Annotated in this window: 23 protein-coding genes, 2 tRNA genes and 1 pseudogene; 13 read left to right on the top strand and 13 right to left on the bottom strand. The window is 61.8% G+C overall.

Features of this window, described 5'->3' with window-relative positions; genetic code table 11:
* Positions 1-183 precede the first annotated feature (183 nt).
* From LB559_RS26555 to LB559_RS26545, 3 genes are all read right to left on the bottom strand, one after another.
* Positions 184-783, bottom strand: a complete 600-nt coding sequence (locus LB559_RS26555) for an HdeD family acid-resistance protein (protein ID WP_224675342.1) — start codon at positions 781-783, stop codon at positions 184-186.
* A 140-nt stretch (positions 784-923) separates the two neighbouring features.
* Positions 924-1,418, bottom strand: coding sequence for a hypothetical protein (locus LB559_RS26550; RefSeq protein ID WP_224675341.1), 495 nt, complete (start codon positions 1,416-1,418; stop codon positions 924-926).
* Entirely contained in the window at positions 1,405-1,911 is a 507-nt protein-coding gene (locus tag LB559_RS26545; RefSeq protein WP_224675340.1) for a helix-turn-helix transcriptional regulator, read from the bottom strand. The genes LB559_RS26550 and LB559_RS26545 overlap by 14 nt, the downstream gene beginning before the upstream one ends.
* A gap of 388 nt (positions 1,912-2,299) precedes the next feature.
* Between LB559_RS26545 and LB559_RS26540 the strand changes: the two are divergent.
* Positions 2,300-2,575 (top strand): annotated as a pseudogene (locus LB559_RS26540) (AraC family transcriptional regulator N-terminal domain-containing protein); the annotation flags it as partial.
* A gap of 330 nt (positions 2,576-2,905) precedes the next feature.
* Here the strand turns inward: LB559_RS26540 and LB559_RS26530 are convergent.
* Both LB559_RS26530 and LB559_RS26525 read right to left on the bottom strand, forming a co-directional pair.
* A complete protein-coding gene (locus LB559_RS26530) occupies positions 2,906-3,154 on the bottom strand; it encodes a conjugal transfer protein TraD (protein ID WP_224675339.1) in 249 nt (82 codons plus the stop codon).
* A gap of 1 nt (position 3,155) precedes the next feature.
* Entirely contained in the window at positions 3,156-3,482 is a 327-nt protein-coding gene (locus tag LB559_RS26525; RefSeq protein ID WP_224675412.1) for a conjugal transfer protein TraD, read from the bottom strand.
* Positions 3,483-3,654: 172 nt separating this feature from the next.
* On the opposite strand from LB559_RS26525, the gene traA reads away from it, so the two are divergent.
* On the top strand, positions 3,655-6,702 hold the full coding sequence (gene traA, locus LB559_RS26520; RefSeq protein WP_224675338.1) for a Ti-type conjugative transfer relaxase TraA: 3,048 nt from the start codon (positions 3,655-3,657) through the stop codon (positions 6,700-6,702).
* Positions 6,703-6,938: 236 nt separating this feature from the next.
* On the opposite strand, the gene LB559_RS26515 is transcribed toward traA, so the two are convergent.
* From LB559_RS26515 to LB559_RS26505, 3 genes are read right to left on the bottom strand one after another with little or no spacing between them, the layout of a single operon-like run.
* A complete protein-coding gene (locus tag LB559_RS26515; protein ID WP_140690361.1) occupies positions 6,939-7,478 on the bottom strand; it encodes a hypothetical protein in 540 nt (179 codons plus the stop codon).
* A 6-nt stretch (positions 7,479-7,484) separates the two neighbouring features.
* Complete coding sequence (locus LB559_RS26510; protein ID WP_224675337.1) at positions 7,485-8,033, bottom strand: hypothetical protein; 549 nt, start codon at positions 8,031-8,033, stop codon at positions 7,485-7,487.
* Positions 8,034-8,087: 54 nt separating this feature from the next.
* The gene (locus LB559_RS26505; protein WP_224675336.1) at positions 8,088-8,408 is read right to left on the bottom strand and encodes a hypothetical protein; all 321 of its coding nucleotides are present in this window, start codon (positions 8,406-8,408) and stop codon (positions 8,088-8,090) included.
* 134 nt (positions 8,409-8,542) lie between these two features.
* Between LB559_RS26505 and LB559_RS26500 the strand changes: the two genes are divergently transcribed.
* Positions 8,543-8,815 carry a hypothetical protein gene (locus LB559_RS26500; protein WP_224675335.1) on the top strand — a complete coding sequence of 91 codons (273 nt, stop codon included), beginning with the start codon at positions 8,543-8,545 and terminating at the stop codon, positions 8,813-8,815.
* Positions 8,816-9,137: 322 nt separating this feature from the next.
* Here the strand turns inward: LB559_RS26500 and LB559_RS26495 are convergent.
* A tRNA-Asn gene (locus tag LB559_RS26495) sits at positions 9,138-9,212 on the bottom strand.
* Positions 9,213-9,436: 224 nt separating this feature from the next.
* Between LB559_RS26495 and LB559_RS26490 the strand changes: the two genes are divergently transcribed.
* From LB559_RS26490 to LB559_RS26450, 9 genes are all read left to right on the top strand, one after another.
* A complete protein-coding gene (locus tag LB559_RS26490) occupies positions 9,437-9,694 on the top strand; it encodes a hypothetical protein (RefSeq protein ID WP_024503836.1) in 258 nt (85 codons plus the stop codon).
* A 288-nt stretch (positions 9,695-9,982) separates the two neighbouring features.
* Positions 9,983-10,056 (top strand) — tRNA-Cys (locus LB559_RS26485).
* A 90-nt stretch (positions 10,057-10,146) separates the two neighbouring features.
* Positions 10,147-10,815, top strand: a complete 669-nt coding sequence (locus tag LB559_RS26480; protein ID WP_224675334.1) for a protein-L-isoaspartate O-methyltransferase family protein — start codon at positions 10,147-10,149, stop codon at positions 10,813-10,815.
* A gap of 181 nt (positions 10,816-10,996) precedes the next feature.
* Positions 10,997-12,388, top strand: coding sequence for a TolC family outer membrane protein (locus tag LB559_RS26475; protein WP_013531279.1), 1,392 nt, complete (start codon positions 10,997-10,999; stop codon positions 12,386-12,388).
* A gap of 215 nt (positions 12,389-12,603) precedes the next feature.
* Positions 12,604-13,425, top strand: a complete 822-nt coding sequence (locus LB559_RS26470; protein ID WP_027160437.1) for a PopZ family protein — start codon at positions 12,604-12,606, stop codon at positions 13,423-13,425.
* Positions 13,426-13,644: 219 nt separating this feature from the next.
* The gene (locus LB559_RS26465) at positions 13,645-16,428 is read left to right on the top strand and encodes a valine--tRNA ligase (RefSeq protein ID WP_224675332.1); all 2,784 of its coding nucleotides are present in this window, start codon (positions 13,645-13,647) and stop codon (positions 16,426-16,428) included.
* Between the two features lie 358 nt (positions 16,429-16,786).
* Positions 16,787-18,049 carry an OmpP1/FadL family transporter gene (locus LB559_RS26460; RefSeq protein ID WP_024503841.1) on the top strand — a complete coding sequence of 421 codons (1,263 nt, stop codon included), beginning with the start codon at positions 16,787-16,789 and terminating at the stop codon, positions 18,047-18,049.
* 306 nt (positions 18,050-18,355) lie between these two features.
* Complete coding sequence (ilvD, locus tag LB559_RS26455; RefSeq protein WP_024503842.1) at positions 18,356-20,080, top strand: dihydroxy-acid dehydratase; 1,725 nt, start codon at positions 18,356-18,358, stop codon at positions 20,078-20,080.
* Positions 20,067-20,906 (top strand): tetratricopeptide repeat protein, encoded by an 840-nt coding sequence (locus tag LB559_RS26450; RefSeq protein WP_013531284.1) that lies wholly within the window; start codon positions 20,067-20,069, stop codon positions 20,904-20,906. Before ilvD ends, LB559_RS26450 begins: the two co-directional genes overlap by 14 nt.
* A 50-nt stretch (positions 20,907-20,956) precedes the next feature.
* On the opposite strand, the gene LB559_RS26445 is transcribed toward LB559_RS26450, so the two are convergent.
* The 4 genes from LB559_RS26445 to erpA form a co-directional block, all read right to left on the bottom strand.
* Positions 20,957-21,256, bottom strand: coding sequence for a hypothetical protein (locus tag LB559_RS26445; protein ID WP_024503843.1), 300 nt, complete (start codon positions 21,254-21,256; stop codon positions 20,957-20,959).
* Positions 21,257-21,345: 89 nt separating this feature from the next.
* Positions 21,346-22,140, bottom strand: coding sequence for an exodeoxyribonuclease III (xth, locus tag LB559_RS26440; RefSeq protein ID WP_013531286.1), 795 nt, complete (start codon positions 22,138-22,140; stop codon positions 21,346-21,348).
* 17 nt (positions 22,141-22,157) lie between these two features.
* Positions 22,158-22,553 carry a VOC family protein gene (locus LB559_RS26435; protein WP_013531287.1) on the bottom strand — a complete coding sequence of 132 codons (396 nt, stop codon included), beginning with the start codon at positions 22,551-22,553 and terminating at the stop codon, positions 22,158-22,160.
* A gap of 1 nt (position 22,554) precedes the next feature.
* A complete protein-coding gene (gene erpA / locus LB559_RS26430; protein ID WP_013531288.1) occupies positions 22,555-22,902 on the bottom strand; it encodes an iron-sulfur cluster insertion protein ErpA in 348 nt (115 codons plus the stop codon).
* A 90-nt stretch (positions 22,903-22,992) separates the two neighbouring features.
* Here erpA and LB559_RS26425 point away from each other — a divergent pair, with 90 nt between their 5' ends.
* Positions 22,993-24,207: a deoxyguanosinetriphosphate triphosphohydrolase gene (locus LB559_RS26425; protein ID WP_024503844.1), complete on the top strand. Its 1,215-nt coding sequence runs from the start codon at positions 22,993-22,995 to the stop codon at positions 24,205-24,207.
* Positions 24,208-24,245 lie beyond the last annotated feature (38 nt).

Raw genomic sequence — 24,245 nt, 5'->3', positions numbered from 1 at the left:
GCGGCGTTCGCGTTGTGCTCGCTGGTGTAGGGTCACGCGTGGACGGCACGTACGCCATGTTCGGCTAATGCGGCTGCGTTGCAGCCGTGTCAAACGGTTCGGTTACGCCGGAATCAAACCGAGATCTGCCAGGAGACTGGCAGATCTCGTCGGATCTATGGGTCTGTCTTTGCGGGTAGCAGGTCAGGCGGCGACGGATCGGCTGCTGATGCGACGATTTTGTCGTGAACGCAGGGATAGCCCAAGACCAATGAAACCGCCGCCCTGGAACAAAAGGTCGACGGTGAGAACTGCGCCGAGGAGCCACAGGCCAACGGCAGGCCAAGTGGCGACAATGAACATGCCAACAACTACGGTGAAGACGCCGCTGCCGGCGATCCATCCCCACCCACCCTGGCTGCGAAGCTGCAAGCCAATTACAATGCGAAGGGTGCCAGCGGCAATGAGCAGGACGCCGAGCACCAGGGAAATGCCGACGGCGGTTAAGACAGGATCGTAGACCGAGATCGCTCCGGCAGCCGCATAGAGCAGTCCGGCCAGGAGGTAGAGAAAGCGGCGGCCCCAGCTGCCAGTCGTGAAGGCGTGGATGATCTGCATCGCGCCACCGGCGATCATCATGGCGGCAATATAGAGAACGGATACGAGCGTCGCGAGCAGGAGGTTTAGGCCCGCAATCGCACCGGTGACCAGAAGTCCAATGCCAAGCGCTACGAACCAACCCCACTTGCCGTGAAGTTCCTTCAGTCGCGCTCCGGGCGAGCGGTTGATGGTGGTGTCGAACATTTCAGGTCTCCTTCTTTGCTGGATCGGATAGGCTTGGTGCATCTGGCCAAGGGCCAGAAGATCGCGTGGCGACCACGGAATAGCCGAGGAGGTGCGCTTATCGCTGAGCGCCTCAGAACGCTGGATGGACCGCTCGCCGGCTACCTGAGAGCGTCCTCGACGGTCGTCGCGATCCATTGTTCGACGGTGAGGCCGACGTCGCCCGCATGAACTGCCGCCGCGGCCGCCACGGAGGGAGGTAGCGGTACGTCGTAGATGATGTCCTGGATGCTGTTGGCTGCAAGCACTTGACGCGTAACGTTGTCGGCGAATTGTCTCACTCTTTCGAGCTTCTCCTCGTGGCTGCCGTCGGTACTGGCCGACACGACCGGACAGTAGAGCGCGATAAGGTAGTTGATCGTATCGTCGCTGGACATTCCGTGCTCCCGCAGAAGCTGGATTGCCGTCTGCAACTGGGCGGGCTGGTCAAGCGTGAGCCCTTTAGGAACGAATCCCGTGACCTCGCCCTCTAGCGTGGAAACGTGGAGGTCGGCCGCGGACGGGCACTGCAGTTCTTGGGCATAAAGCCGCGCTGGAACCGCGACGAGCGCGACGTAGGCGGTCACCACAGCAACGACCAGGTTACAGGATTTCATGGCCATCTCTCCTGGAGAGGGAGTAAAGGGAGGGAAAGGCATAGAGCACCCGCCATCGCCGACGTGTTTCCCCGGCAAAACGCTTGAAGACGGTGGACAAATGTGCCTGCGCCTGGAAGCCGACGCTCAGTGCGACCTCGACCAGTGAGTATGTGTTTTCGGCGAGCACGACCTTGGCGTGATGGGTCCGCCTGCGCACCACATACTCGTGCGGACGAAGATCGGTTGCCGTCCGAAGCTGGGCTGCAGAATACGTCCTGCTCAGGCCCGCTTGACCCGCGAGATTACCAAGGCTGATCGTGTCAGCAATGTGGTCTTCGACATATAACGCCCGCTTCAGCCGCCATTTCACCAGGGCATTTCCTGGGGTATGCGCGTTTTGGATGACGCACAGTCCGAGCCAACGGGCGGCGACCGCAAGCCTGATCACGTCATCGTAGATGCCTCTAGACATGAGTTCGGGGTTGTGAGTCGCAGGCGTATTGTCGAACATGCACGGCCCCTTATGTCTCATTCCGCATAGGCCGGGCCGGTTGCGCTCGTCGTGGGGATCGTCGATCCTTTCCCCAGATGCGACAGCAGTAGGACTGCTCAACACGCCGAAATGACGGTCCGGTTACCCGGGGAATCTGAACGTCACCCGTGCTCGGCTCAATTCGTACAATCGTCTTGCAACACGTACCCTCGCTTAGGGTTCCCATGCTTTGGATTTAGACAACCTGCCGATGCGGTCCGCGAAGCCTTCCTGCGGCCAAGCGTCTGGCGCTCGGACGTCCGCGGTCGAGGCGCCAAGCCAACGTCGGAAGAGCGAGCGGAGGTCGCTCCGCTCCGGTCAGCGGCTTCATGTTCGAAGCCAGCGCCCCGGTTCTTATTCGTCGTGCGCCAAGCTCTTCGCGCTCGGCTTCGCCATATCGGTCGGCTCGGCTCGCACACGATCGGGTAGGACGCGCCCCGTTACACCTGAACTGCTCGATTCCAGGCTTCGCATGCTGAGCCGCATGGAGCGCCCGGACCAGGTTCCGGCCCTGGCCCCGGCCTACCAGCGCGAAATTCTCTTCCACGTGCTGCAGGGGCCACTCGGCTGGATGCTGCGGGATATGGCGACCCCAGATACCACGCTTTCACGGGTCGGCATCGCCATTCAGTGGCTCAGGGAGCCATGCCGCTGGCTCGCACCCTGGCTATAGAGTTTCTCTCAACGCGCAGTGTGCACGATCGCATCTTTGTAGCGTGGGAGGTTTCGAGGGGAACACGATCTGGCATTTGAAGTTTGCTCATAATGGAGCGCCTGCTTTGACGAGCTTCGCCCACTCAAGCCTTGCGCCCTTCATCATCTGGATCAAGGCTCGCGAGATAGGATTTTCGCCGGTAGCGACGAAGATCGCGAAAGCTTCCCGCGCAAGCGCTTGACTGCGGCGTCGGCGCTGGCGCATCGGCGGAAGTCTACTGTTCGGGCTCGTGCCGACCGCTGCTCGCCCCAACTGTGGCTACGATCGCGGTCCCATCTGCTCTTCACGCCATTCAGCATCGAAGGCCTGCCGACCCTTCGCGGTCCAAAGGTCTCGGGCATGCTCACCTTCATGGCTCTGCAGCTTGCCGGCGATCCAGAGCAGCGCTCCATAGATCGCAGCGCGATCGTCGTTGGTCAGATCAACGATGCCTGCCTTGGCGACGAGGCCGCCCAGTTCGATCAGATGTCGGGTGCGCTGGCGTCGCTCGACCTGCCACGTCCTCATGTCATGCCGAGCCCGTGCCGCTTGCCGGCGATTGCGGGCTGCCCGGTTGCGCTGGAGCGCCGCGTTGGTTGCGCTGAGATACCGGAGCAGTTCGCCGGGACCTGCTTCCGAAAAACATCACCCCACGCTTGGCCCATGCCTCACGCTTTGCGGTGTCTTTCGTCTCGGTGATTGCGACCAGTGCACCGGCCAGTTCGTCGCTGCTGAGCTGATCGGCGCCGGTGGCGATCACCAGCTCGCCAAGCTGCTGCACCTTTCTGGTTTTGAGTTCTCGCGCCTTGTCATCCAGCGCCTTCAGCTCGGCGTCGAAGTCTCGTGGTTTGCGCATGGCTGCCTCCATTGATTGTCGATGCGGCGATGATAGGTGACAGCTTGCCGGAAGGCTCCGGGGTTGCCGAGACAGCCCGGGACGGGCTGGTCCATCCCGAGAATTTTTTGAGGGAGGGCGCGCTTATACGTCGTGCCGACGTACGCTTTGACGTGCAAATGATCTGGTCGCGATGGCGATCTATCATCTTCACGTCAAGGTCATTGGCCGCAAGGCAGGCTCGAGCGCTGTGGCATCTGCTGCCTACCGCTCGGCTTCACGGTTGCGCGACGAGCGGATCGAACGTACGCATGACTTCGCCGCCAAGCGCGGTGTCGTCCATTCCGAGGTGATGCTGCCGGAGGATGCACCGGAGGCCTGGAGCGACCGCGAGAGGCTGTGGAACGATGTCGAGGCATTCGAGGTACGCAAGGATGCCCAGCTCGCCCGCGAGGTCGAGTTTGCGCTCCCGCGTGAACTCAGCCAGGCGCAAGGCATCGAACTGGCGCGCGACTTTGTACAAGTCGAGTTTGTCAGCAAGGGCATGGTCGCCGATCTCAATGTGCATTGGGACAGGGCAGAGGATGGCAGTCCCAAGCCGCACGCTCATGTCATGCTGACCATGCGGTCCGTGGACGAGAATGGTTTTGGCGCGAAGGTTCGAGACTGGAATGCCACCCAGCTGGTCGAGTGCTGGCGCGAGCGATGGGCGGAACTGGCCAATGAACGCTTGGCCGAACTCGACATCGACGCACGCATCGATCATCGCAGTCTGGAAGCGCAAGGCATTGCCCTGGAGCCGCAGACCCAGATTGGAGCACCGGCGCAACGCATCGAGGGCAGCGGCCTGGACGCTGGCGACATTGAAGCAGATCGCGCCGAACTGCATCGCGAGATTGCGCGCAACAATGGTGCGCGCATCATTGCCGATCCATCCGTGGCGCTCGATGCCATCACGCATCAGCAATCGACCTTCACCCGAAAAGACATTGCAAAATTCTCGCATCGGCACAGCGACGGGATGAAGCAGTTCAACGCGGTCATGGCAGCCATCAGCAGCGCACCCGATCTGGTCGAACTCGGCAAGGACGGACGCGGCGAAGACCGTTTCACCACAAGGCAGATGATCGAGACCGAACAGCGCCTGCATCGCGCTGCGGAACACATGGTCGGGGACGAGCGACACGCGGTGAGCAACGCACATCGCGAGGCAGCGCTGGCGCGCGCAGCGCAAAACGGTCTTGTCCTTTCGGGCGAGCAGAGAGATGCGCTTGCGCATATCACCGACGGCCGCGGTCTTGGTGTCGTTGTCGGTTTTGCCGGAACGGGCAAGAGCGCCATGCTGGGCGTTGCGCGCCAGGCATGGGCAGCGGCGGGCTACCAGGTTCGAGGCGCGGCACTTTCCGGTATCGCGGCCGAGAATCTGGAAGGCGGATCAGGCATCTCGTCGCGTACCATCGCCAGCATGGAACATGGCTGGGGACAGGGCCGCGATCTGCTCACCGCGCGTGATGTCCTAGTGATCGACGAGGCCGGCATGGTCGGCACGCGCCAGTTGGAGCGCGTGCTTTCCCATGCCGCCAACGCTGGCGCAAAGGTCGTTCTGGTCGGCGATCCGCAGCAGCTGCAGGCGATCGAAGCCGGCGCTGCATTCCGTTCGATTCACGAGCGTCACGGCGGCGTCGAGATCGGCCAGGTGCGCCGGCAGCGCCAGGACTGGCAGCGTGAGGCCACGCGCGATCTTGCAACCGGCAGGATCGGCGCTGCGATCGACGCCTATGACGCGCAGGGCATGGTGCACCAAGCTGCGTCGCGCGATGAGGCACGCAGCGATCTTGTCGAGCGCTGGGATCGGGACAGGCATGCAGAGCCTGAAGCGAGCCGGATCATTCTCACCCACACAAACGACGAAGTGCGCGCGCTCAACCAGGCAGCGCGCGAGCGCATGCGCGCGGATGGAGATCTCGGCGACGAAGTTCAGGTGGATGTGGAGCGCGGTGCAAGGACCTTCGCACGCGGCGACCGGGTCATGTTCTTGCGCAACGAGCGGTCGCTCGACGTCAAGAACGGCACGCTCGGTGTGATCGAAGAGGTCAGCGTCCAGACGATGACGGTTCAAACCGATGACGCCAGGTCTGTGCGCTTCGATCTGAAAGACTATGCCCACATCGACCACGGCTATGCCGCGACCATCCATAAGGCCCAGGGCATGACGGTCGACCGCACCCATGTGCTGGCAACGCCGGACATGGATGCGCACAGCAGCTACGTGTCCCTGTCGCGACATCGGGATGGGATGGAACTGCATTACGGCAGCGAAGACTTCGCGACCCGCGAACGACTTGTCCGCGCGCTGTCACGCGACCGCTCCAAGGATATGGCGTCGGATTACGACCAGATCGACCCGGCGCAACACTATGCCGAGCGACGCGGGATCAGCTTCCGTCAGCGTGTGGTCAAGATCGTGCGCCGGATCGTTCCGGAGAAGCTTCGCGACGGGATTGAAAGGATGCTGGACGGGTTGCGCTCGCCCGGACAAGCAGAGCCCGGCCAGGACCGTGCGTACTGGCCGAAAGGGGGAGAGGTTGGAACGCAAAACGGCGATGCCGGCGCCGAACCAGGAAGGGAAGCGGGCGCCAGGGGAGCGCAACGCGGAGCGGATGCGTTGTTGGACGAGGAAGCGGCGTTGCGCAGAGCTCGCACGAAGGCTCTCGTGCGCCACGCGCGAGCGCTCGACGCTATTATCAGCAACGGAATTGTGGACGGGCAGGGTAGTCCCGGGCAGATGCGCGAATTGAGGGATGCACGCAACGCGTTCGATAAGGTTCGGCCGCATGGCTGGCGCGATGCCGAAGCGGCCTATATCAAGAATCCCGAGCTGGTTCGTGAAGCGGGAGCCGGTAGCGTCAACCGTATCGTGTTCGCTCTCCAGCTTGAAAGCGAAATCCGCACCGGACCGGAAGCCGATCCGACCCGCCGGGCCGACCGTTTCGTGGAACGCTGGCAGAAGCTCCACCGGACAAGCCAGGACCAATACCAGGCTGGCGACATGTCCGGCTACAAGTCAACCCGCTCGGCCATGTCCGACATGGCCAAGAGCCTCGAGCGCGATCCGCAACTGGAATCGCTTCTTGCCAACTATAAAAAGGCGCTTGGCGTCGAAGTGGAGTCCGGCCGGCGCCTGGGCGCGGAACTCGCGTTCAGCCACGGTATTGGCATTGGGCGTGGCATGGGCATCTAAACTTATTACGAAATGGCATGTCGAGCGTGTCGTCGACGAAGGTAGTTCCCATCGACAACGACGATGATGACCATGAATGAGATGGAGTCGTCGAACTCTCCCTTGGTAAGGGAGTAGTCTATCGCTGCATACCGCCGGATTTTTCGCTGCGATATCGGGCGCTTGCTCGTTCGCCGTTTTCGGAAGTGGTGTGAGCTGGTGCACGTGTAGTGCCCGGTCCGCATCCGCTGCCGGCCTCATTCGATGTAAGCCGGTCCGTCCTTTTTCACCGGTCCCCACATGCCTCCGGTGAAACTATCGCTGTCGGCGATCTGCAGGACGTTCGGCGGATCGTCGCGGTATTTCTTGCCAAACCAACCTTCGTATTCGAGTTGGATCGGAAATTCGGCTTGAGCCTTCCAAAAGCTCTTCTTCGGAATCCTATGTGTTAGGCCAAAAGAGCATGTCGTCTGCGCGCCGTTCTGAAGAAGACGGATCACCATCGAGGACTCAAAACAGGCCAGCCAAAGGCCGCGTGCCTCGGCATCGGCGCCAGCGCCAAGGGCAGCCTCGAGCGCCGCCTGGTCTCGTACTATCAACCTGATGTTCTTGGCTGGGATCGACCCCGAATTCAGTACCACCAGATTATAGGCGATCGCCTCGTTACCTCCGTCATGCGTCTGAACCATCGCCGTTACGATCGGTCGGAACTGGCGCCGCCAAAAGAAGATCGATAGCCCGAACGCCAGGATCGAGACGACTAAGGCTACTACGGATACCGCGAGTTCCGCTGTCATCGTCGCCTAATCGCTCCATCGGATTTTGCTGCCGCGAAGGTGCTGTGTGTCGGCTGCGAACTGGATTTGCGCTATGATGAAGGCCTTTTCGACGCCCGGCGCGACCGCGGCGATCAGGGCATCGAGGGGAAGGACGCAATGCTTCGGGCCAGGAATGGATAGATTGAAGCCAGTGGGATAGCGCAGGTCGTAATCCTGATTGACATGGGAGAGCTGGATCGCCAGCGCTTTCATCATCTGGTCGGCAACCACAAGGCCTTGCTTTTCGCACTCAGCGAACACTTGTCCTGTGTCATGTCGCAATGGTCTTTTGCCAAGCTTGCTCTTCGGCGTGCCCTTCGCCACCAGATATGATTTGAGAATGACCTCCACGGCGTGCGCGAGGAGGAAATAGGCCGGATAGCTAAGACCGGGTTCGTTACGCTCGGCAAGGATCTGGAACGCTTGATAGTAGGATCTTCCCCGCTTCAGCAGCTCGCCGGCGTAATCCCCCAAAGGCTGGGGCATCTCCCATAGGTTGGCCGATACCTGGTTAAGCGCGACGGTCGCCGCCATATATGGATCCCCTACTCGCTGGCTGAGGCGCGACGCGATCGGCCGCCGCTTACCTCACACCTCATCTTCATCCTGCTGCTGACTGTGAAGGTCATCAATCAGGACGTCATCAATGACTGAAAGAGCCAGACGGGCATCGATCTCGGGAACGCAATCCTTATGAATGATCTGAGTGAAAAGGCGTTGAAGCTTTTGCCGACGGTCGTAAGCGTCCATCTGCCTCCAGTCCAAGTTTACGGCTCCATACGTTTTCACATGACCATAGTCGTGCTGCGGCAGTGGAGCGGTTGTGACCATGATCGTCCCCGCCATAGGGCGGTCATGGAAGGGCGGCCTGTCTGGCGTCCAGCAGATCACAGCGTCTTTTGCAAGCATCGAAGGCTCCCCCGTGTCGCGATGGACTCGCCGAGTGTCGCAGGAAAGAATTGGCACCGCAATTCGGAGGCGTACCGCTTCCGGTCTTGATCTACTGGAAAAAGGAGATCACCTTCGACAGGGAGGTTTCAATCATGCCCGACGAAATGAAAGTGCTTCTCCGGAAAAATGTCGACTTTCGGGACGATCCCGGTCCGCCGCTCGACAGGCGTTACGAGACCGTCACCGTGCACACAAGCCGCGAACCCTTCGTTTTCGTTGGCGAAGGCGACACCGCACGTCACGTTTTCGACTACATCCGCCGAGCCCACGCCAAGAGTGGGTCGTCCAAAAAACTGAGAGACTGCCACGCGGCCGTCAAGGCGGACGGAGGCGCAAGGTCTGATGTTGTCTTTGCTTCGGGCTAACTTCACCGCATAGGTTTTTGCACCCGGAGGGTTTCATTAACCGCCTAGAGCCATACCGACGGCAATTCCGACGCCGATCGCCACGCCGGTTACTAGGTTCCTTGCCAAGCGAATCGTCCAGGCCGTCGCGGCGGCTCGCCAATTCGATCTCGGCTGAGTCTCTGCAGGCCGATCAGCTCATCAAAAACGTGTTCCATGGTGATTTCTCTCCTTCGGGCGATTCCGGTGTAGATCGGCGCCTAGCGAAGTCGAGTTGTGTAGACATGCTGTAGATCAGCCTATTTTCGGCCGTTCCTGAAAACTCTGAAACCGTTGGAAATGTTGGCTCCCCGGGCCGGATTCGAACCAGCGACCAACCGGTTAACAGCCGGTTGCTCTACCACTGAGCTACCGGGGAACGGAGGCTCTTATGTGAGTGGCGCAGCCTATAGCTGCCCTTTTCGGCTTTGCAAAGAAGCTTTTCACATTTTTCCGAGGCTTTTTCGCATAGGCCTTTCTCGCAATCGTCGAAGGATGCCCTCATATTAGCCGTCTTGGCAGGGATATGGAACCGAAAGCGCGGCGGCGGCTTTGGTTTGAGCATGCTTGCGAACGATCGAAACGGGTCAATCTTTCGAGACGATGACAGCACAAGACAACCAGATGCCGGCGCGCAAAATCTCCGTTTTCGGGCGCGAGTTCAAAATGCCGCGCTCGCGCGGGCTCAGAATCACGATCGGCATCCTGCTGACCATCGGTGGCATCCTCGGTTTCCTGCCGATCCTCGGCTTCTGGATGGTTCCGCTCGGATTGCTGGTGCTGTCCTATGAATTCGCCATGGTTCGCCGTCACCGGCGTCGCTTTGTCGTCTGGTGGGAACGGCGTCGCCGGCCCGATTGACCGCCGATAGCGCAAGGTGGTGTTTCAGTGGGCGGCCTGGTCTTCCAGTGCCTCACGGATCTGCTTGAGAACAGCCGCGGCCGAGGCAAGCCTTGCCCTGTCATGCGGCGACAGGATGCGTTTCTTCTCCCGTCAGGCTATGCTTAACTGTCCGCTAATAAAGCGGTCCGATGATTTGCCGGACGCCGTCCGGAGTGACGCGAGGAAACCGTTCGGAATGCAAGGTGGCCGCTTGACGGCATTTTCGCCGCAACCTATTGGAACCGGGTGGAACGCCGGGAGCAATGAGGCCTCGTGGCGGAGTGGTTACGCAGAGGACTGCAAATCCTTGCACCCCGGTTCGATTCCGGGCGAGGCCTCCAATGCCCGGGCCCCCGCGCGGCAGCGCAGGGGCCTGAAGTTCCTGACACAATGGACCGCGGTTCTGGCGCGGCAAGCGGACTGGTTGGGACATGAGCGCTGATTTCTCCGAACTACGCGTCAAGATGGTCGACGGCCAGGTCCGCACCACAGATGTGACCAGCGCGCCGCTGCTCGATGCAATGCTTGTCGTCCCAAGAGAGATGTTTGTCGGCGCCGCCCAGCGCGATCTCGCCTATATCGACGAGGACATCCGCATTGCAGCCGGCGCGGACGGTTCGCGCTACCTGATGGAAGCGTCGCCGTTGGCCAAGCTTATCCAGCTGGCCGAGATCAACCCGACCGATTCGGTGCTCGATGTCGGTTGCGGAACGGGCTACGCCTCGGCCATCCTGTCGCGGCTGGCCGGGTCCGTAGTGGCGCTCGAAAACGATTCGGCGCTGGCGGAAACCGCCAGATCGACGCTTTCGTCGCTTGGCTGCGGCAATGTGACCGTCGTCCAGGGCGCGTTGCCGAAGGGGCATGCCGCCAAGGCGCCTTATGATGTTATCTTTATCGGTGGCAGTGTCGCGGAAGTGCCGGCCCCGTTGCTCGACCAGCTTGCCGAAGGCGGCCGACTCGTCGCCGTCGAAGGGCAGGGCAATTCCGGCGTGGCCCGTCTCTTTTTCAAGGCCGGGGGGGTTGTAACCGGAAGACGTGCATTTAATGCGGCAATTAAGCCACTACCGGGGTTTGAACGCATTCGTGCTTTCGAATTCTGAATGATTTGGCCTTGCAGCAGAGGCTTTGTCATGGTCGCTTGCATTTGAACGATCGCTGCTGATGCCAAACTGGGGGCACTTTGGGGGTGAGCAGCAGGGAACACGAACACGCGGCGCCGGCTGATCTATGAGAGAAGCAGGCGCGGCGCGGTTCCCATGGAAAACGAATGAGGGTTTAACCGTGCCGTCTTTACGCAAGTCACTTTTCACCGCCGTCCTCGTTTCGGCGACCATGCTGTCCCCACTGGCCGCTTCAGCCGAAACCATCTCCGGCGCGCTTGCAAAGGCCTACCAGTACAATTCTTCACTGAATTCGGCCCGTGCCGGCGTTCGCGTCACCGATGAGGGTGTCGCCATCGCCAAGTCGGGCTACCGCCCGGTTGTCACCGGCTCGGCGGATATCGATTATTCGAGCAGCCATCTCAACGGCACCAATTCAAGCGTGCGGCTGACCACCGGCAATTTTGGCGTTCAGATCGACCAGACGCTGTTCGACGGCTTTCAGACCAGGAACAATGTTGCTGCCGCTGAAGCGCAGGTCCGGGCCTCGGTCGAAAGCCTGCGCAACACTGAAGAGGGCATCCTGTTCAGCGCGGCGCAAGCGTATATGAACGTCATTCGCGACCGGCAGGTCGCCGTGCTGACCGAGCAGAACCTGCAGTTCCTGACCGAGACGGCGCGCGCGGCGCGTTCGCGTTTCGAAGTTGGTGAAGGCACACGCACCGATGTCGCCCAGGCCGACGCCTCACGCGCCGCCGCCGTGGCATCGCTGAGTGCTGCCCGGGCGCAGGCGCTGGCAAGTGCGGCGCTCTATCGCCAGATCGTCGGCGACGAGCCGGGCAAGCTCAAGGGCGCTTCGCCGGTGGCAAAGCTGTTGCCGTCGAGCCTCGCCGCCGCCGTCGGGGTGGCCTCGAACGAGCATCCGGCCATCCTTGCCACGCAGCATCTGGTCGACGCCGCCGCGTTTTCGGTGAAGTCGGCCGAAGGCGCGCTGTTGCCGCAGCTGTCGGCTTCCGCCGGCGTTTCGAGCGCCTATCGCAATACCTCGCCTTTGCCAGGCGTCGGTTCGCAGGATGGCACGACCAATTCGGCCAGTGTCGGGGCAACGCTGACCATCCCGATCTATTCAGGTGGCCGCACCTCGGCGATCGTGCGCCAGAACAAGGAATCACTCAGCCAGGCCCGCATCCAGGTCGACGTCAGCCGCGACCAGGTGCGCCAGGCCGTCACCGCCGCCTGGACCGAGTACACCGCCGCGCAGCAGCAGCTGACGGCCAACAGGCAAGTGATCGAAGCCGCGAAGCTGGCACTGAACGGTGTCATCGAAGAGCGCAATGTCGGCCAGCGCACCACGCTCGACGTCCTCAATGCGCAGGCGACGGTCATCACCGCCCAGATCAACCAGGCCGGTTACGAACACGATGTGGTGGTGGCGAGCTACGCCATCCTGCAGGCGACCGGCCGTCTGTCCGTCGACCGCCTTGGCTTGCAGGTAGCGAAATACAAGCCTGAAGAGCACTACAACGCGGTCAAGGACAAGTGGTACGGGCTGCGCACGCCGGACGGCCGCTGAGGCGTTCGGCCTGAACTGGCCGTGTTCCCTGCTTGAGCAGGATCTTTCGCGCTGCGGCTCTCGGGTTCAGATGGCGCTAATCTGTTGAAATCCCACAAGTCCCCAGATTGGGGATTCTCGTGCGGCGATCCGTCGGTTACGCTGTGGCCATGATTCGATCCGGCTCTGCCGGAGCGGAAAACCCAACAGGGGTCACAAGGGCGGCGGATGTGACGATGGCAACGGCAAGCAGCGCACAGCGCGAACCTTCCATGGAAGAGATACTGGCTTCCATCAGGCGGATCATCGAGGACAGCGACGGCGGCCGCAAGCAGCCGGGCGACGCCGATGATCTGAGCCAGGATCTGGAGCGCGCGTCGAGCGCCTATGCAGCCCCCGACGTGGAAGCATTTCGTGCCGACCTGCATGCCGCCCCCGAGGGCAGGAAGCCGGTCACGCTGGCGGAAGTGCAGGCACAGCTGCCGACGGCCGAGCCGGTGGTGGCGCGCATGGAAACGCCGGTGCGCCCCGATCCCAGCCCGGCAAGGCCATCGATGACACTCGCCGAGGTCAGCGCCCGCGTCGCAGCGGAGCCAATCACGGCTGAAGCGCCAATATCGCGTCCTGTCGCCGACGCTTCCATCGCCGATTGGCGTCGCGAGATCGCCGCGGTTGGCGAGCAGGCGAGGGCGGCGGTGCCAGACCGGAGCGAAGCCCGCAAGACGGCTTCCCAGCCGTCGATGGAGGCTCCAGGGGATGAACCGACCGCGAAACCGGCTACCGAGCCGTCTCGTCCGGATGCAAGCGTGGTGCGGCCGGTGGCGGCCAGCGACGCGCCGCGTCCGGCGATCGTTTCCGAGCACACCGGCCGTCAGGTCGCGGCTGCCTTTGGCGAGCTTTCCGACGCGTTTGCCAGCCGCAGCAAGAAGACATTCGACGAGATGGCCGAAGAGATGCTGCGGCCGATGCTGCAGGATTGGCTCGACAACAATCTGCCGACACTGGTCGAAAGGCTGGTGCGCGAGGAGATCGAGCGCGTGGCGCGCGGGGCGCAGTAGTTCCCCATGCCGATTGCCCAGAGGAAACGGCGCCTTCGTGGCGCCGTTTCTTTTGGTGAAGTCGTTGTCGGCAGGACGACGGATCGCTTTGCGTTGAAATGACTGAGGCCGCGCCTATCTGCTTGTGAGGGTCCGAGACAGCCCTTGCGGTTGACTTGGCCAAAACCTTCCGATTTACACCGGACCAGCAAAACTCCCGACAGCGCGGACCATTTTCCCATGCTCGAAAAGACCTACGACGCCAAAACCGTCGAGCCGAAGATCGCCAAAGTCTGGGAAGAGGCCGACGCGTTTCGCGCCGGTGCCGGGGCCGAGGAGGGGGCTGAGGCCTTCACCATCGTCATCCCGCCGCCGAACGTCACCGGCTCGCTGCATATGGGCCACGCGCTCAACAACACGCTGCAGGATATTCTTGTGCGCTTCGAGCGCATGCGCGGCAAGAACGTCTTGTGGCAGCCGGGCATGGACCATGCCGGCATTGCCACGCAGATGGTGGTCGAGCGGCAGCTGATGGAAAAGCAGATCCATCGCCGCGACCTGACCCGCGAACAGTTCATCGAGAAAGTGTGGGAGTGGAAGGCCGAATCCGGCGGTGCCATCTTCAACCAGCTGAAGCGGCTCGGCGCCTCGGCCGACTGGTCACGCGAACGCTTCACCATGGACGAAGGCCTGTCCAAGGCGGTGCTCGAAGTGTTCGTCACGCTCTACAAGGAAGGGCTGATCTACAAGGACAAGCGTCTTGTGAACTGGGACCCCAAGCTGCTCACCGCGATCTCCGATCTCGAGGTCGAGCAGCAGGAGGTCAATGGCAATCTCTGGCACTTCCGCTACCCCGTCGAAGGCAAGGTCTTCGACCCGGAAAACCCGAAAACCTTCATCACCGTGGCGACGACGCGCCCGGAGACGATGCTGGGCGATACGGCCGTCGCGGTGCATCCCGACGACGAGCGCTTCCGGCATCTGGTCGGCAAGAACATCGTCCTGCCGATCGTTGGCCGCAGGATTCCCGTGGTGGCGGATGAGTATTCCGATCCGGAAAAAGGTTCGGGCGCGGTCAAGATCACGCCGGCGCACGACTTCAATGACTTCGAGGTCGGCAAGCGCCACAAGCTGCCGGCGATCAATATCCTGACCACGGAGGCGGCGGTAAGCCTCAGGGATAATGAAGATTTTCTCGCCGGCCTCGAGGTGACGCCGGAGCGCCAGGCGGTTTGGGACGAACTCGACGGCCTCGACCGCTTCGTCGCGCGTAAGAAGATCGTCGAGCTGATGGAAGAGGGCGGCTTCCTCGAAAAGGTTGAGCCGCATCGCCACGCGGTGCCGCATGGCGATCGCGGCGGCGTGCCGATCGAGCCGTTCCTGACCGAGCAATGGTATGCCAATGCGGCGGAGCTGGCCAAACCGGCGATCGCTTCAGTGCGCGAAGGTCGCACGAACTTCGTGCCGAAGAACTGGGAAAAGACCTATTTCGACTGGATGGAGAACATCCAGCCCTGGTGCATCTCGCGCCAGCTCTGGTGGGGTCATCAGATTCCGGCCTGGTACGGGCCCGACGGGCGCGTCTTCGTCGAGAAGACCGAGGAAGAGGCGCTGAGCGCCGCGATCGAATTCTATCTGGCGCTGGAAGGACCGTGGAAGGCCTGGGTCGAGGACAAGCTGGAGAACTTCAAGCCGGGCGAGATCCTGACCCGCGACGAGGACGTGCTGGACACCTGGTTCTCGTCGGCGCTGTGGCCGTTCTCGACGCTGGGTTGGCCCGATGAGACTCCCGAGCTGAAGACCTACTACCAGACCGACGTGCTGGTGACAGGCTTCGACATCATCTTCTTCTGGGTCGCCCGCATGATGATGATGGGCCTGCACTTCATGGACGAGGAGCCGTTCCACACCGTCTATGTCCATGCGCTGGTGCGCGATAAGAACGGCGCCAAGATGTCGAAGTCGAAAGGCAACGTCATCGATCCGCTCGACCTGATCGACGAATACGGCGCCGATGCGCTGCGCTTCACGCTGACGGTGATGGCGGCGCAGGGCCGCGACGTGAAGCTCGATCCGGCGCGCATCGCCGGCTATCGCAATTTCGGCACCAAGCTGTGGAACGCGACGCGTTTTGCCGAGATGAACGAGGTCGCGCGCAATGACGATTTCTGGCTGAACGACGCCAAACTGGCGGTCAACCGCTGGATCCTCACCGAACTGACGCGGGCGGCGCGCGAGATCACGGACGGCATCACCTCATACCGCTTCAACGAGGCGGCGGGTGCCGCCTACCGCTTCGTCTGGAACCTGTTCTGCGACTGGTACCTGGAACTGCTGAAGCCGGTGTTCATGGGAACCGACGAGGCGGCCAAAGCCGAAAGCCGAGCCTGCGTCGCCTTCGTGCTCGACGAGATCTACAAGCTGCTGCATCCGATGATGCCGTTCATGACCGAGGAACTGTGGGCGCAGACCGCTGGCGAAGGCAAGCAACGCCCCTCGCTGCTGTGCCATGCCACGTGGCCGTCACCGGACTTCGAAGACGCCGAGGCTGCAGCCGACATCAATTGGCTGGTCGACCTCGTCTCCGGCATCCGCTCCGTGCGTTCGGAGATGAACGTGCCGCCGGCAGCCATCGCACCGCTCGTCGTGGTCGGCGCCAACGATGTGACACGCGAGCGCCTCGTTCGCGAGGATTCGGCGATCAAGCGGCTGGCGCGGGTCGGCGACATCTCGCTTGCCGATGTCGCGCCCAAGGGTTCGGCGCAGATCGTGCTCAACGAGGCGACGATCTGCCTGCCGCTTGGCAGCCTGATCGACCTCGCCGCCGAGGCTGCACGGTTGCAGAAGGAACTGGCCAAGGTGACCGAGGAGATCGCACGCCTGCACAAGAAACTGTCGAACGAGAGGTTCGTGGCCAGCGCGCCGGCCGAGATCGTCGATGCCGAGCGTGAAAAGCTCGCCGAATACCGCGATGCGCAGGACAAGCTGTCGGTCGCGTTGGCCAGGGTTCGCGACGCCGGTTGAGGATAGATTCGCGAGACTTTAGACCCCTCTAAAATGCTGGTTTTCCGCCTCGAAAATCAGCATTCCGTTGCGTTAATATTGACGTAAACGGAAGTTTTAGCCCCATTGTTGCCATAATGTAACAATGGAGCTCCCGGACCCCAAAAAAGGCCTGTTTTCGAGCCTTTTGGATGGTTCTCTCTGTTTTTTGAGAGCCGCTCAGCCTTCACAGACCATTTTTCGGCCTTGCCGCACCCGGTTGCATTTCCTCGAAAATGCGGCTGGCCAGTGTGTACATGTACGCCCGCGAATTCGTTGTTGCACCGTTAACCTGAATTGGTTCTAGCTTGGTGCACTCGAATTCGGGGGAGGACATTTCATGACTATTCTGCGACTGAAGGCGCTGCTGGGGGCGGGCTGCTTTTCGCTGGCTTTGATCGGGACGGCGATGAATCCGGCACATGCCGGCGGCCTGGAGCGTGGCGGCTACGATATCGATCTGCTGTTCGATCCTGCCCAAGTCACGGGTGAGGTCTCCGGCACCTATGTGATGCCGCAGCGCGACCTCAAGAACGTGAAGGACACCGACCCGTCCGACGGCCCCCTTAACCTCATGGGTTTCTCCAACAGTGCTCGCGATACCGAAAGCTATTGGGTGCCGAGCGTCGGCATCAAGGCGGGTATGGGCCCCGTCGATTGCCTCGTGGACTATGGCCAGCCGATTGGTGCGTCCAGCAACCCGGGTCGGAATTGGGCCGGCGCGAACAGCAATGTTGAAACCCAGGTGAAGAGCGAGGCTGTGGGTGGAACCTGCTCCTACAAAATGGATCTCGGCAAAGGACAGTTTCGTTTTATCGGCGGCGTGTTCCACGAGAATGTTTCTGGCTTCAAAGAACAATTGGTGGCTCCCATTCCCGGTGCGGGCATAGGGCGGCTTGACCTTGAGGGTGACGGCTGGGGATGGCGAGCCGGCGTTGCGTATGAGATTCCGGATATCGCCCTGCGCGCCAGCTTGGTCTATAATTCGGCGGTCAAGCTCAACAATTTGGACGGAACGCTGGATCTGTCTCAGGTTCCCGCGGCCCTCAATCCTTTAAATCCGTTTTTGGGCAAAGTGACGAATGTTAGTGGTTCCTCGCAGGTTCCGGATTCTGTAGAGCTCAAGCTTCAGTCGGGCATAGCTCCTGGCTGGCTGGCATTCGGATCCATCAAGTGGATGAATTGGAGCGAGCTACAGAGCATTCCGTTTTGTCCCACCGGCACGGCATCCTGCACGACGACCAGCCCATTGCGGCTTACCTCGCTCGATCTACTCTATCGCGATGGCTGGACAGTTTCCGGCGGCGTCGGCCACAAATTCAATGATCAGTGGAGCGGTGCGGCGGTTATCACGTGGGATCGCGGAACGTCGACCGGCCTGAGCGCCCAGACCGATACCTGGACCCTCAGCGGTGGCGTGGCCTACACGCCAACTCAGAACATCGAGGTTCGACTTGGGGGCGCGGTGGGAGTGCTGACCAGTGGATCGATCCATACGGCCGTAAACCCAGATGATGGCCTAACATATGACAATGGCTATACCGCGGACTTCGGCAACGACCTTGTCACGGCACTTTCAACATCATTGAAGGTCAAGTGGTAACGAATTGAAATTGCGCATGAAAGGCCGGGCACTGCCCGGCTTTTTTCGTTTGAGATCGCATTGCCCGCGATTGTCTCATCCAAGCTGCATTGCACGTAATCCAAACCGCTTGCGCCTCGTGCGATTGTGGCGTTTTGGCAACACTTTCTGAACAACCCCTGCGCTGGAAGCCGGGCTGAGGAAATTGCCTATTTCCCGCCATAAACCCGGCGCACCTCGATCTTGTCTCGGGACACGCGCCAAAAGGCTCGGCGAGGGGGCAGGCCGCTCCGCCCCATTTGCAGGGAAGATGGGGCAAGGAAGAGTATGGACGCCAAAGTCATCTCCAAGGCTAAGCTCCCTAGCCGCTATGTGACCGTCGGTCCGGCGCGTGCGCCGCATCGTTCCTATCTCTATGCCATGGGTTTGTCGGCGGCCGAGATTGCGCAGCCGCTGGTCGGGGTCGCCTCCTGCTGGAACGAGGCGGCGCCCTGCAACATTTCGCTGATGCGCCAGGCGCAGGTGGTCAAGAAGGGCGTCGCGGCCGCCAGCGGCACGCCGCGCGAATTCTGCACCATCACCGTCACCGATGGCATCGCCATGGGTCACCAGGGCATGAAGTCGTCGCTGGTGTCGCGCGAGGTCATCGCCGATTCGGTCGAGCTCACCATGCGCGGCCATTGCTACGACGCGCTGGTTGGGCTCGCCGGCTGCGACAAGTCGCTGCCCGGCATGATGATGGCCATGGTGCGGCTCAACGTGCCGTCGATCTTCATCTATGGCGGTTCGATCCTGCCCGGCAGCTATCGCGGCCGCCAGATCACCGTGCAGGATGTTTTCGAGGCGGTCGGCCAGCACTCAGTCGGCACGATCAGCGATGACGAACTGCTTGAGATCGAGCAGGTCGCGTGTCCCTCGGCCGGTTCCTGCGGCGCCCAGTTCACTGCCAACACCATGGCGACCGTCGCCGAGGCGATCGGCCTGGCGCTGCCCTATTCCTGCGGCGCGCCGGCGCCCTATGAAATGCGCGACCGGTTCAATTTCGCCTCGGGCGAAAAGATCATGGAGCTGATCGCCAGAAATATCCGGCCGCGCGACATCGTCACGCTGAAGGCGCTGGAGAATGCGGCGACCGTGGTCTCGGCCACCGGCGGTTCGACCAACGCGGCACTGCATCTGCCGGCGATCGCGCACGAGGCCGGCATCAAGTTCGATCTGTTCGACGTGGCCAAGATCTTCGAGAAGACGCCTTACATCGCCGACCTCAAGCCGGGCGGCAAATATGTCGCCAAGGACATGTTCGAGGCCGGCGGCATTCCGCTGCTGATGAAGACCCTGCTCGACCACGGCTATCTGCATGGCGACTGCATGACGGTGACTGGCCGCACTTTGGCCGAAAACATGCAGCACGTTGTCTGGAATGAGCATCAGGATGTGGTCCGCCCGGCCAACAGACCCATTACCCAAACCGGCGGTGTCGTGGGCTTGAAGGGAAACCTGGCCCCCGAAGGCGCGATCGTGAAGGTCGCCGGCATGGCGGAGTTGAAATTCTCCGGGCCGGCACGCTGCTTCGATTCGGAAGAGGAATGTTTCGAGGCGGTGACGCATCGCAACTACAGGGAAGGCGAGGTTCTCGTCATTCGCTACGAAGGACCGCGCGGCGGCCCCGGCATGCGCGAAATGCTGTCGACGACGGCAGCACTTTACGGCCAGGGCATGGGCGGCAAGGTGGCGCTGATCACCGACGGGCGCTTCTCGGGCGCGACGCGCGGTTTCTGCATCGGCCATGTCGGCCCCGAAGCAGCCGTGGGTGGCCCGATCGGACTGCTCAGGGATGGTGACGTGATCTCGATCGACGCGGTGAACGGCACGATCGACGTGGCGTTGTCCGATAGCGAACTGGCGGCGAGGGCAAAGACATGGAAGGCGCGCGCGACCGATTATCAGTCGGGCGCGATATGGAAATATGCACAGACGGTAGGGCCGGCGCGCGATGGCGCGGTGACCCATCCGGGCGGTGCGAAAGAAACACACTGTTATGCGGACATCTGAGTTGTTGAGGTCATCTGTCTTTTCGGCACTGGTCGTGGCCGCCACGTTTGGCGCGACCTTTGGCGCCGTCGGCCAGGCCATGGCCTTCGACGACAAGGTGTTCGACGACAAGACCGGGGTGAAGCCGCAATCGAGCCCCTGGGCGGTCTTCCAGTTCGGCTTCTCCGCCTACAAGAACGGCCACAAGGAGCAGGCTGCCGAGGCCTACAAATACGCCGCCGAAAACGGCCAGATCGGCGCCACCTGGAAGCTTGCTCGCATGTATGCCGAGGGCGACGGCGTGGCGCGCGACGACTATGAGGCGTTCAAGTTCTTCTCCGAGATCGTCGACCAGGATGTCGAGCCCGGCTCGCCCGAGGAAAGCTATGTCTCCGATGCGCTGGTGGCGCTTGGCGACTATTTGCGCACGGGCATTCCCGGCAGCCCGGTCACCGAGAACGAGGTGGCGGCCCAGGAATACTACATGCGCGCGGCTGCCAACTACCGCAACCCGAACGCACAGTTCGAGATGGGGCAGATGTTCCTGAAGGGCGAGGGCGGGGTGAAGGCCAGCGTCAAGCAGGCCGGGCGCTGGTTCCAACTCGCCGCCGAGAAAGGCCATGCCGGCGCCCAGGCGACGCTGGGCCATCTGTTGTTCCAGAGCGGCAAGATCGTTCGCGGCCTGGCGATGATGACGGCAGCGCTCGAACGCGCTTCGCCGGCTGACCAGCCCTGGATCCGCGGCATGCAGGAAGAGGCATTTGCCACCGCCGGCGAGGCCGACCGCCGCACCGCGATCTCGCTGGCCGATGATATCCTCACCAAGGGCAACAACGCGGACCAGTAGTTTTGCTGGCGGCTGAACTGCCGATCTCCCCCACAAGGCGCGAGATTGGCTCAGTTCGCGATCGGCTCCGTCGGCACCATGCTGGGCGCCGGCGTCGAGATCGGCGTGACATGGGGGTGTGGCGCCAGCGTGTTTTCCGGGCAGCTATCCCCGATCTTCGTCCACGAGGTGTTGTTGAGCACCATATCGCAGCGGGCCAGATGGCTCTGCTCGGCCACCGTCAGGCAGGCGACCTGACCGATCTGGTAGGATTTTCCATTGGCCAGGCATTCCTGGTCGGCAAATGCCGTACCAGGAACGGCCATGGCAAATGCCAGGCCAATGGGACAAAGATGAAATCGTGCGCTCATGGAACCCAGCCGCCATGCTGGTCTGCAATGAACGGCGCGAAATGTGGCGATATGAGGGTTCAGCGCAGACGGGCCCGGCGAGGGTTCTCTCAAGCCGGCTGAAGCGCGAGATCGATCGCCACCGGGACATGGTCGGATGGTTTTTCCCAAGCGCGCACATGCTTTTCGATAGAGGCCGATGAGAATCGGTTGGCGGCTTCCGGCGACAAAAGCAGGTGGTCGATACGGATGCCGTTGTTCTTCTGCCAGGCGCCGGCCTGATAGTCCCAGAACGTATAGGTGTCGCGCGCGTCGGTGACCGCGCGCACCGCCTCGGTGAAACCAAGATTGAGCAGCCGGCGGAAGGCTTGTCGCGTCTGCGGCTGGAACAGGGCGTCGCCCAGCCAGTTCTCCGGAAACCGCGCGTCGATCGGCTCGGGAATGACGTTGTAGTCGCCGGCGAGCACCAGAGCCTCCTCAAGTCTCAGCCGTTCTTCGGCCCAGCGCTCAAGCCGCGCCATCCAGGACAGCTTGTAAGGAAACTTCTTCTCGTCATCGATCGGATTGCCGTTCGGCAGATAGAGCGAGGCGACACGCAAGGCGCCCTTGTCGGTTGAGAAAACGCCTTCGATGAAACGCGCCTGTTCATCGGCATCGTCGCCGGGCAGGCCCCTGATCACCTCGTCGAAGCGCAGCTTCGACAACAGCGCGACGCCGTTGAAACCCTTTTGGCCATGGGTTTCGACATTGTAGCCAAGCGCCTCGATCTCGGCGCGCGGGAACTGCTCGTCGACCGTCTTGATCTCCTGCAGGCAGACGATGTCGGGTGCGCTCTCGGTCAGCCAATGGGTCAGGTTGCCGATGCGGGCGCGGACACCGTTGATGTTCCAGGTGACGATTTTCATGACGGTCTCGATGCTGTTCAGTTGGGCTCTTGCGGCGGATGGCGTTCGACGAGGCCGATCGTATTGCCAGCCGGGTCCTTTAGGAAGGCCATCCATTCGCTTTCCCCCGCTGGACCGAACTGGCCGTCCGTGTCGCGATGGACAAGCGTTGGCGGCGCGGTGAAAGGCACGCCGGCGGCAGCAGCCGAGGCATGGAACTGATCAAGGCCCGATATGTCGAGATAGACGGTTCCGGCCGGTACGCCGTCGGTGAACAGCAGCCTGATTTCTCCGGCCATGATGAAGGCGATGCCCGGCGGATCGAAGCGTGCATGGACGGCCATGCCGAGCACGTCGCGCCAGAAAGCCAGCGTCACGTCGAGGTCACGGCCAGCCGACAGCGCGATCTGACGGACCGCACCGATGGCAGGCATTCTATATGGAGAAACTCGTGCCGCAGCCGCAGGAGGCGACGGCGTTCGGATTGCGGATCTGGAACGACTGGCCCATCAGATCGTCAACGAAATCGATCACAGAGCCGCCCATATAGACCAGCGACAAATCGTCGATCAGCACGGTGGCGCCGTCCTTCTCGATGGCTACGTCGTCGTCGTTGCGCGTATCGACCAGATCGAACTTGTAGGAAAAGCCCGAGCAGCCGCCGCCTTCGACCGAAACGCGCAGCGCCGTCTTGCCGGCTTCGTTCGAGACAATCCTGGCGATCCGCTTGGCGGCGGCCTCGGTCATATCGACTTTCATGGCAGTCTTGGCATCAGCGCCCATGGGCGTCACCTTGCTTTCGGTTTCACATGATAGGTATGAAGCGCGAGGGGCCAAGTCAACCTGGCTAAGTCAAACGCGGCAGCATCAGCCATGACCAGTGAGTTGGGCGACATCGGATTCGGCTATCGGCCACGCGCCGCCTATGCCTGCGATCCGGCAAACTCGCGCGGGCGGCTGTTCGACGAGGTGGAGAGCCCGACCCGCACGCCATTCCAGCGGGACCGTGACCGCATCATCCATTCGACGGCCTTCCGGCGGCTGAAGCACAAGACGCAGGTCTTCATCGCCCATGAAGGCGACCACTATCGCACCCGGCTGACCCATTCGATCGAAGTGGCGCAGATAGCGCGCGCCCTGGCACGGGCGCTGCGCGGCGACGAGGATCTGGCCGAGGCGGTGGCGCTGGTGCATGATTTCGGCCACACGCCCTTCGGCCACACCGGCGAGGACGCGCTCAACGAGAAGATGGCCGTCTGGGGCGGCTTCGACCACAACGCACAATCGCTGCGCATCGTGACAAGGCTGGAGGCGCGCTACGCCGAGTTCGACGGGCTCAACCTGACCTGGGAAACGCTGGAAGGCCTGGTCAAGCACAATGGGCCGCTGACGGATGCCAACGGCAAGGGTCTGAAAGGGCCGGTGCCACAGGCGATCCGTGATTATTCGCAACTGCACGATCTCGAACTCGACCGGTTCGCCGGCATCGAGGCGCAATGCGCGGCGATCGCCGACGATATCGCCTACAACACGCATGACATCGACGACGGGTTGAGGGCAGGGCTCTTGACGCTGGACATGCTGGAGACGGTTTCGCTGCCCGGAACGATCCTGAAAGGCGTGCGCGAACGCTATCCCTCCCTCGATGCCGTGCGCACCGGCCACGAACTGATGCGGCGGCAGATAACGGCCATGGTCGAGGACGTGATCAGGTCGACGACCGCCAATCTCGATCGCATCAGGCCGCCGAGCGCCGATGCAGTGAGGGCAGCTGGCGAGACGATGGTGGTTTTCTCGGCCGAAATGGCTGCCCTGGAGAAGGAACTGAAGGCCTTTCTGTACAAGCACCTCTACCGGCACGCGGAGGTTATGAGGGTGCGCGCGGATGCCGAGCAGATCGTCAAGGATCTGTTCGACGCCTATTTCGCCGATCCGCGCGCCATGCCGGATGGCTGGCGCGAGGGGCTGGATCGGGCCGATGATCGCATCAAGGCGCGCAGCGTCGCCGACTTCCTGGCGGGTATGACCGACACCTACGCGCTCAAGGAACACCGGCGTTTGTTTGACCATACGCCTGAATTGGGCTAGGGCGGGCTCGATTTTGCCGGCCAACGAGCCGGATTCGC

The sequence above is a fragment of the Mesorhizobium sp. BR1-1-3 genome (genome assembly GCF_020165455.1).
Lineage (GTDB): Bacteria > Pseudomonadota > Alphaproteobacteria > Rhizobiales > Rhizobiaceae > Mesorhizobium > Mesorhizobium ciceri.
This window is presented reverse-complemented; position numbering and strand designations above follow the sequence as displayed.

What these genes read in the sequence shown, in the direction of transcription:
- LB559_RS26555 (WP_224675342.1), bottom strand. Translation starts at nt 783, where the DNA reads ATGTTCGACACCACCATCAACCGCTCGCCCGGAGCGCGACTGAAGGAA.
- LB559_RS26550 (WP_224675341.1), bottom strand. Translation starts at nt 1,418, where the DNA reads ATGAAATCCTGTAACCTGGTCGTTGCTGTGGTGACCGCCTACGTCGCG.
- LB559_RS26545 (WP_224675340.1), bottom strand. Translation starts at nt 1,911, where the DNA reads ATGTTCGACAATACGCCTGCGACTCACAACCCCGAACTCATGTCTAGA.
- LB559_RS26530 (WP_224675339.1), bottom strand. Translation starts at nt 3,154, where the DNA reads ATGAGGACGTGGCAGGTCGAGCGACGCCAGCGCACCCGACATCTGATC.
- LB559_RS26525 (WP_224675412.1), bottom strand. Translation starts at nt 3,482, where the DNA reads ATGCGCAAACCACGAGACTTCGACGCCGAGCTGAAGGCGCTGGATGAC.
- traA (WP_224675338.1), top strand. Translation starts at nt 3,655, where the DNA reads ATGGCGATCTATCATCTTCACGTCAAGGTCATTGGCCGCAAGGCAGGC.
- LB559_RS26515 (WP_140690361.1), bottom strand. Translation starts at nt 7,478, where the DNA reads ATGACAGCGGAACTCGCGGTATCCGTAGTAGCCTTAGTCGTCTCGATC.
- LB559_RS26510 (WP_224675337.1), bottom strand. Translation starts at nt 8,033, where the DNA reads ATGGCGGCGACCGTCGCGCTTAACCAGGTATCGGCCAACCTATGGGAG.
- LB559_RS26505 (WP_224675336.1), bottom strand. Translation starts at nt 8,408, where the DNA reads ATGCTTGCAAAAGACGCTGTGATCTGCTGGACGCCAGACAGGCCGCCC.
- LB559_RS26500 (WP_224675335.1), top strand. Translation starts at nt 8,543, where the DNA reads ATGCCCGACGAAATGAAAGTGCTTCTCCGGAAAAATGTCGACTTTCGG.
- LB559_RS26490 (WP_024503836.1), top strand. Translation starts at nt 9,437, where the DNA reads ATGACAGCACAAGACAACCAGATGCCGGCGCGCAAAATCTCCGTTTTC.
- LB559_RS26480 (WP_224675334.1), top strand. Translation starts at nt 10,147, where the DNA reads ATGAGCGCTGATTTCTCCGAACTACGCGTCAAGATGGTCGACGGCCAG.
- LB559_RS26470 (WP_027160437.1), top strand. Translation starts at nt 12,604, where the DNA reads ATGGCAACGGCAAGCAGCGCACAGCGCGAACCTTCCATGGAAGAGATA.
- LB559_RS26465 (WP_224675332.1), top strand. Translation starts at nt 13,645, where the DNA reads ATGCTCGAAAAGACCTACGACGCCAAAACCGTCGAGCCGAAGATCGCC.
- LB559_RS26460 (WP_024503841.1), top strand. Translation starts at nt 16,787, where the DNA reads ATGACTATTCTGCGACTGAAGGCGCTGCTGGGGGCGGGCTGCTTTTCG.
- ilvD (WP_024503842.1), top strand. Translation starts at nt 18,356, where the DNA reads ATGGACGCCAAAGTCATCTCCAAGGCTAAGCTCCCTAGCCGCTATGTG.
- LB559_RS26450 (WP_013531284.1), top strand. Translation starts at nt 20,067, where the DNA reads ATGCGGACATCTGAGTTGTTGAGGTCATCTGTCTTTTCGGCACTGGTC.
- LB559_RS26445 (WP_024503843.1), bottom strand. Translation starts at nt 21,256, where the DNA reads ATGAGCGCACGATTTCATCTTTGTCCCATTGGCCTGGCATTTGCCATG.
- xth (WP_013531286.1), bottom strand. Translation starts at nt 22,140, where the DNA reads ATGAAAATCGTCACCTGGAACATCAACGGTGTCCGCGCCCGCATCGGC.
- LB559_RS26435 (WP_013531287.1), bottom strand. Translation starts at nt 22,553, where the DNA reads ATGCCTGCCATCGGTGCGGTCCGTCAGATCGCGCTGTCGGCTGGCCGT.
- erpA (WP_013531288.1), bottom strand. Translation starts at nt 22,902, where the DNA reads ATGGGCGCTGATGCCAAGACTGCCATGAAAGTCGATATGACCGAGGCC.
- LB559_RS26425 (WP_024503844.1), top strand. Translation starts at nt 22,993, where the DNA reads ATGACCAGTGAGTTGGGCGACATCGGATTCGGCTATCGGCCACGCGCC.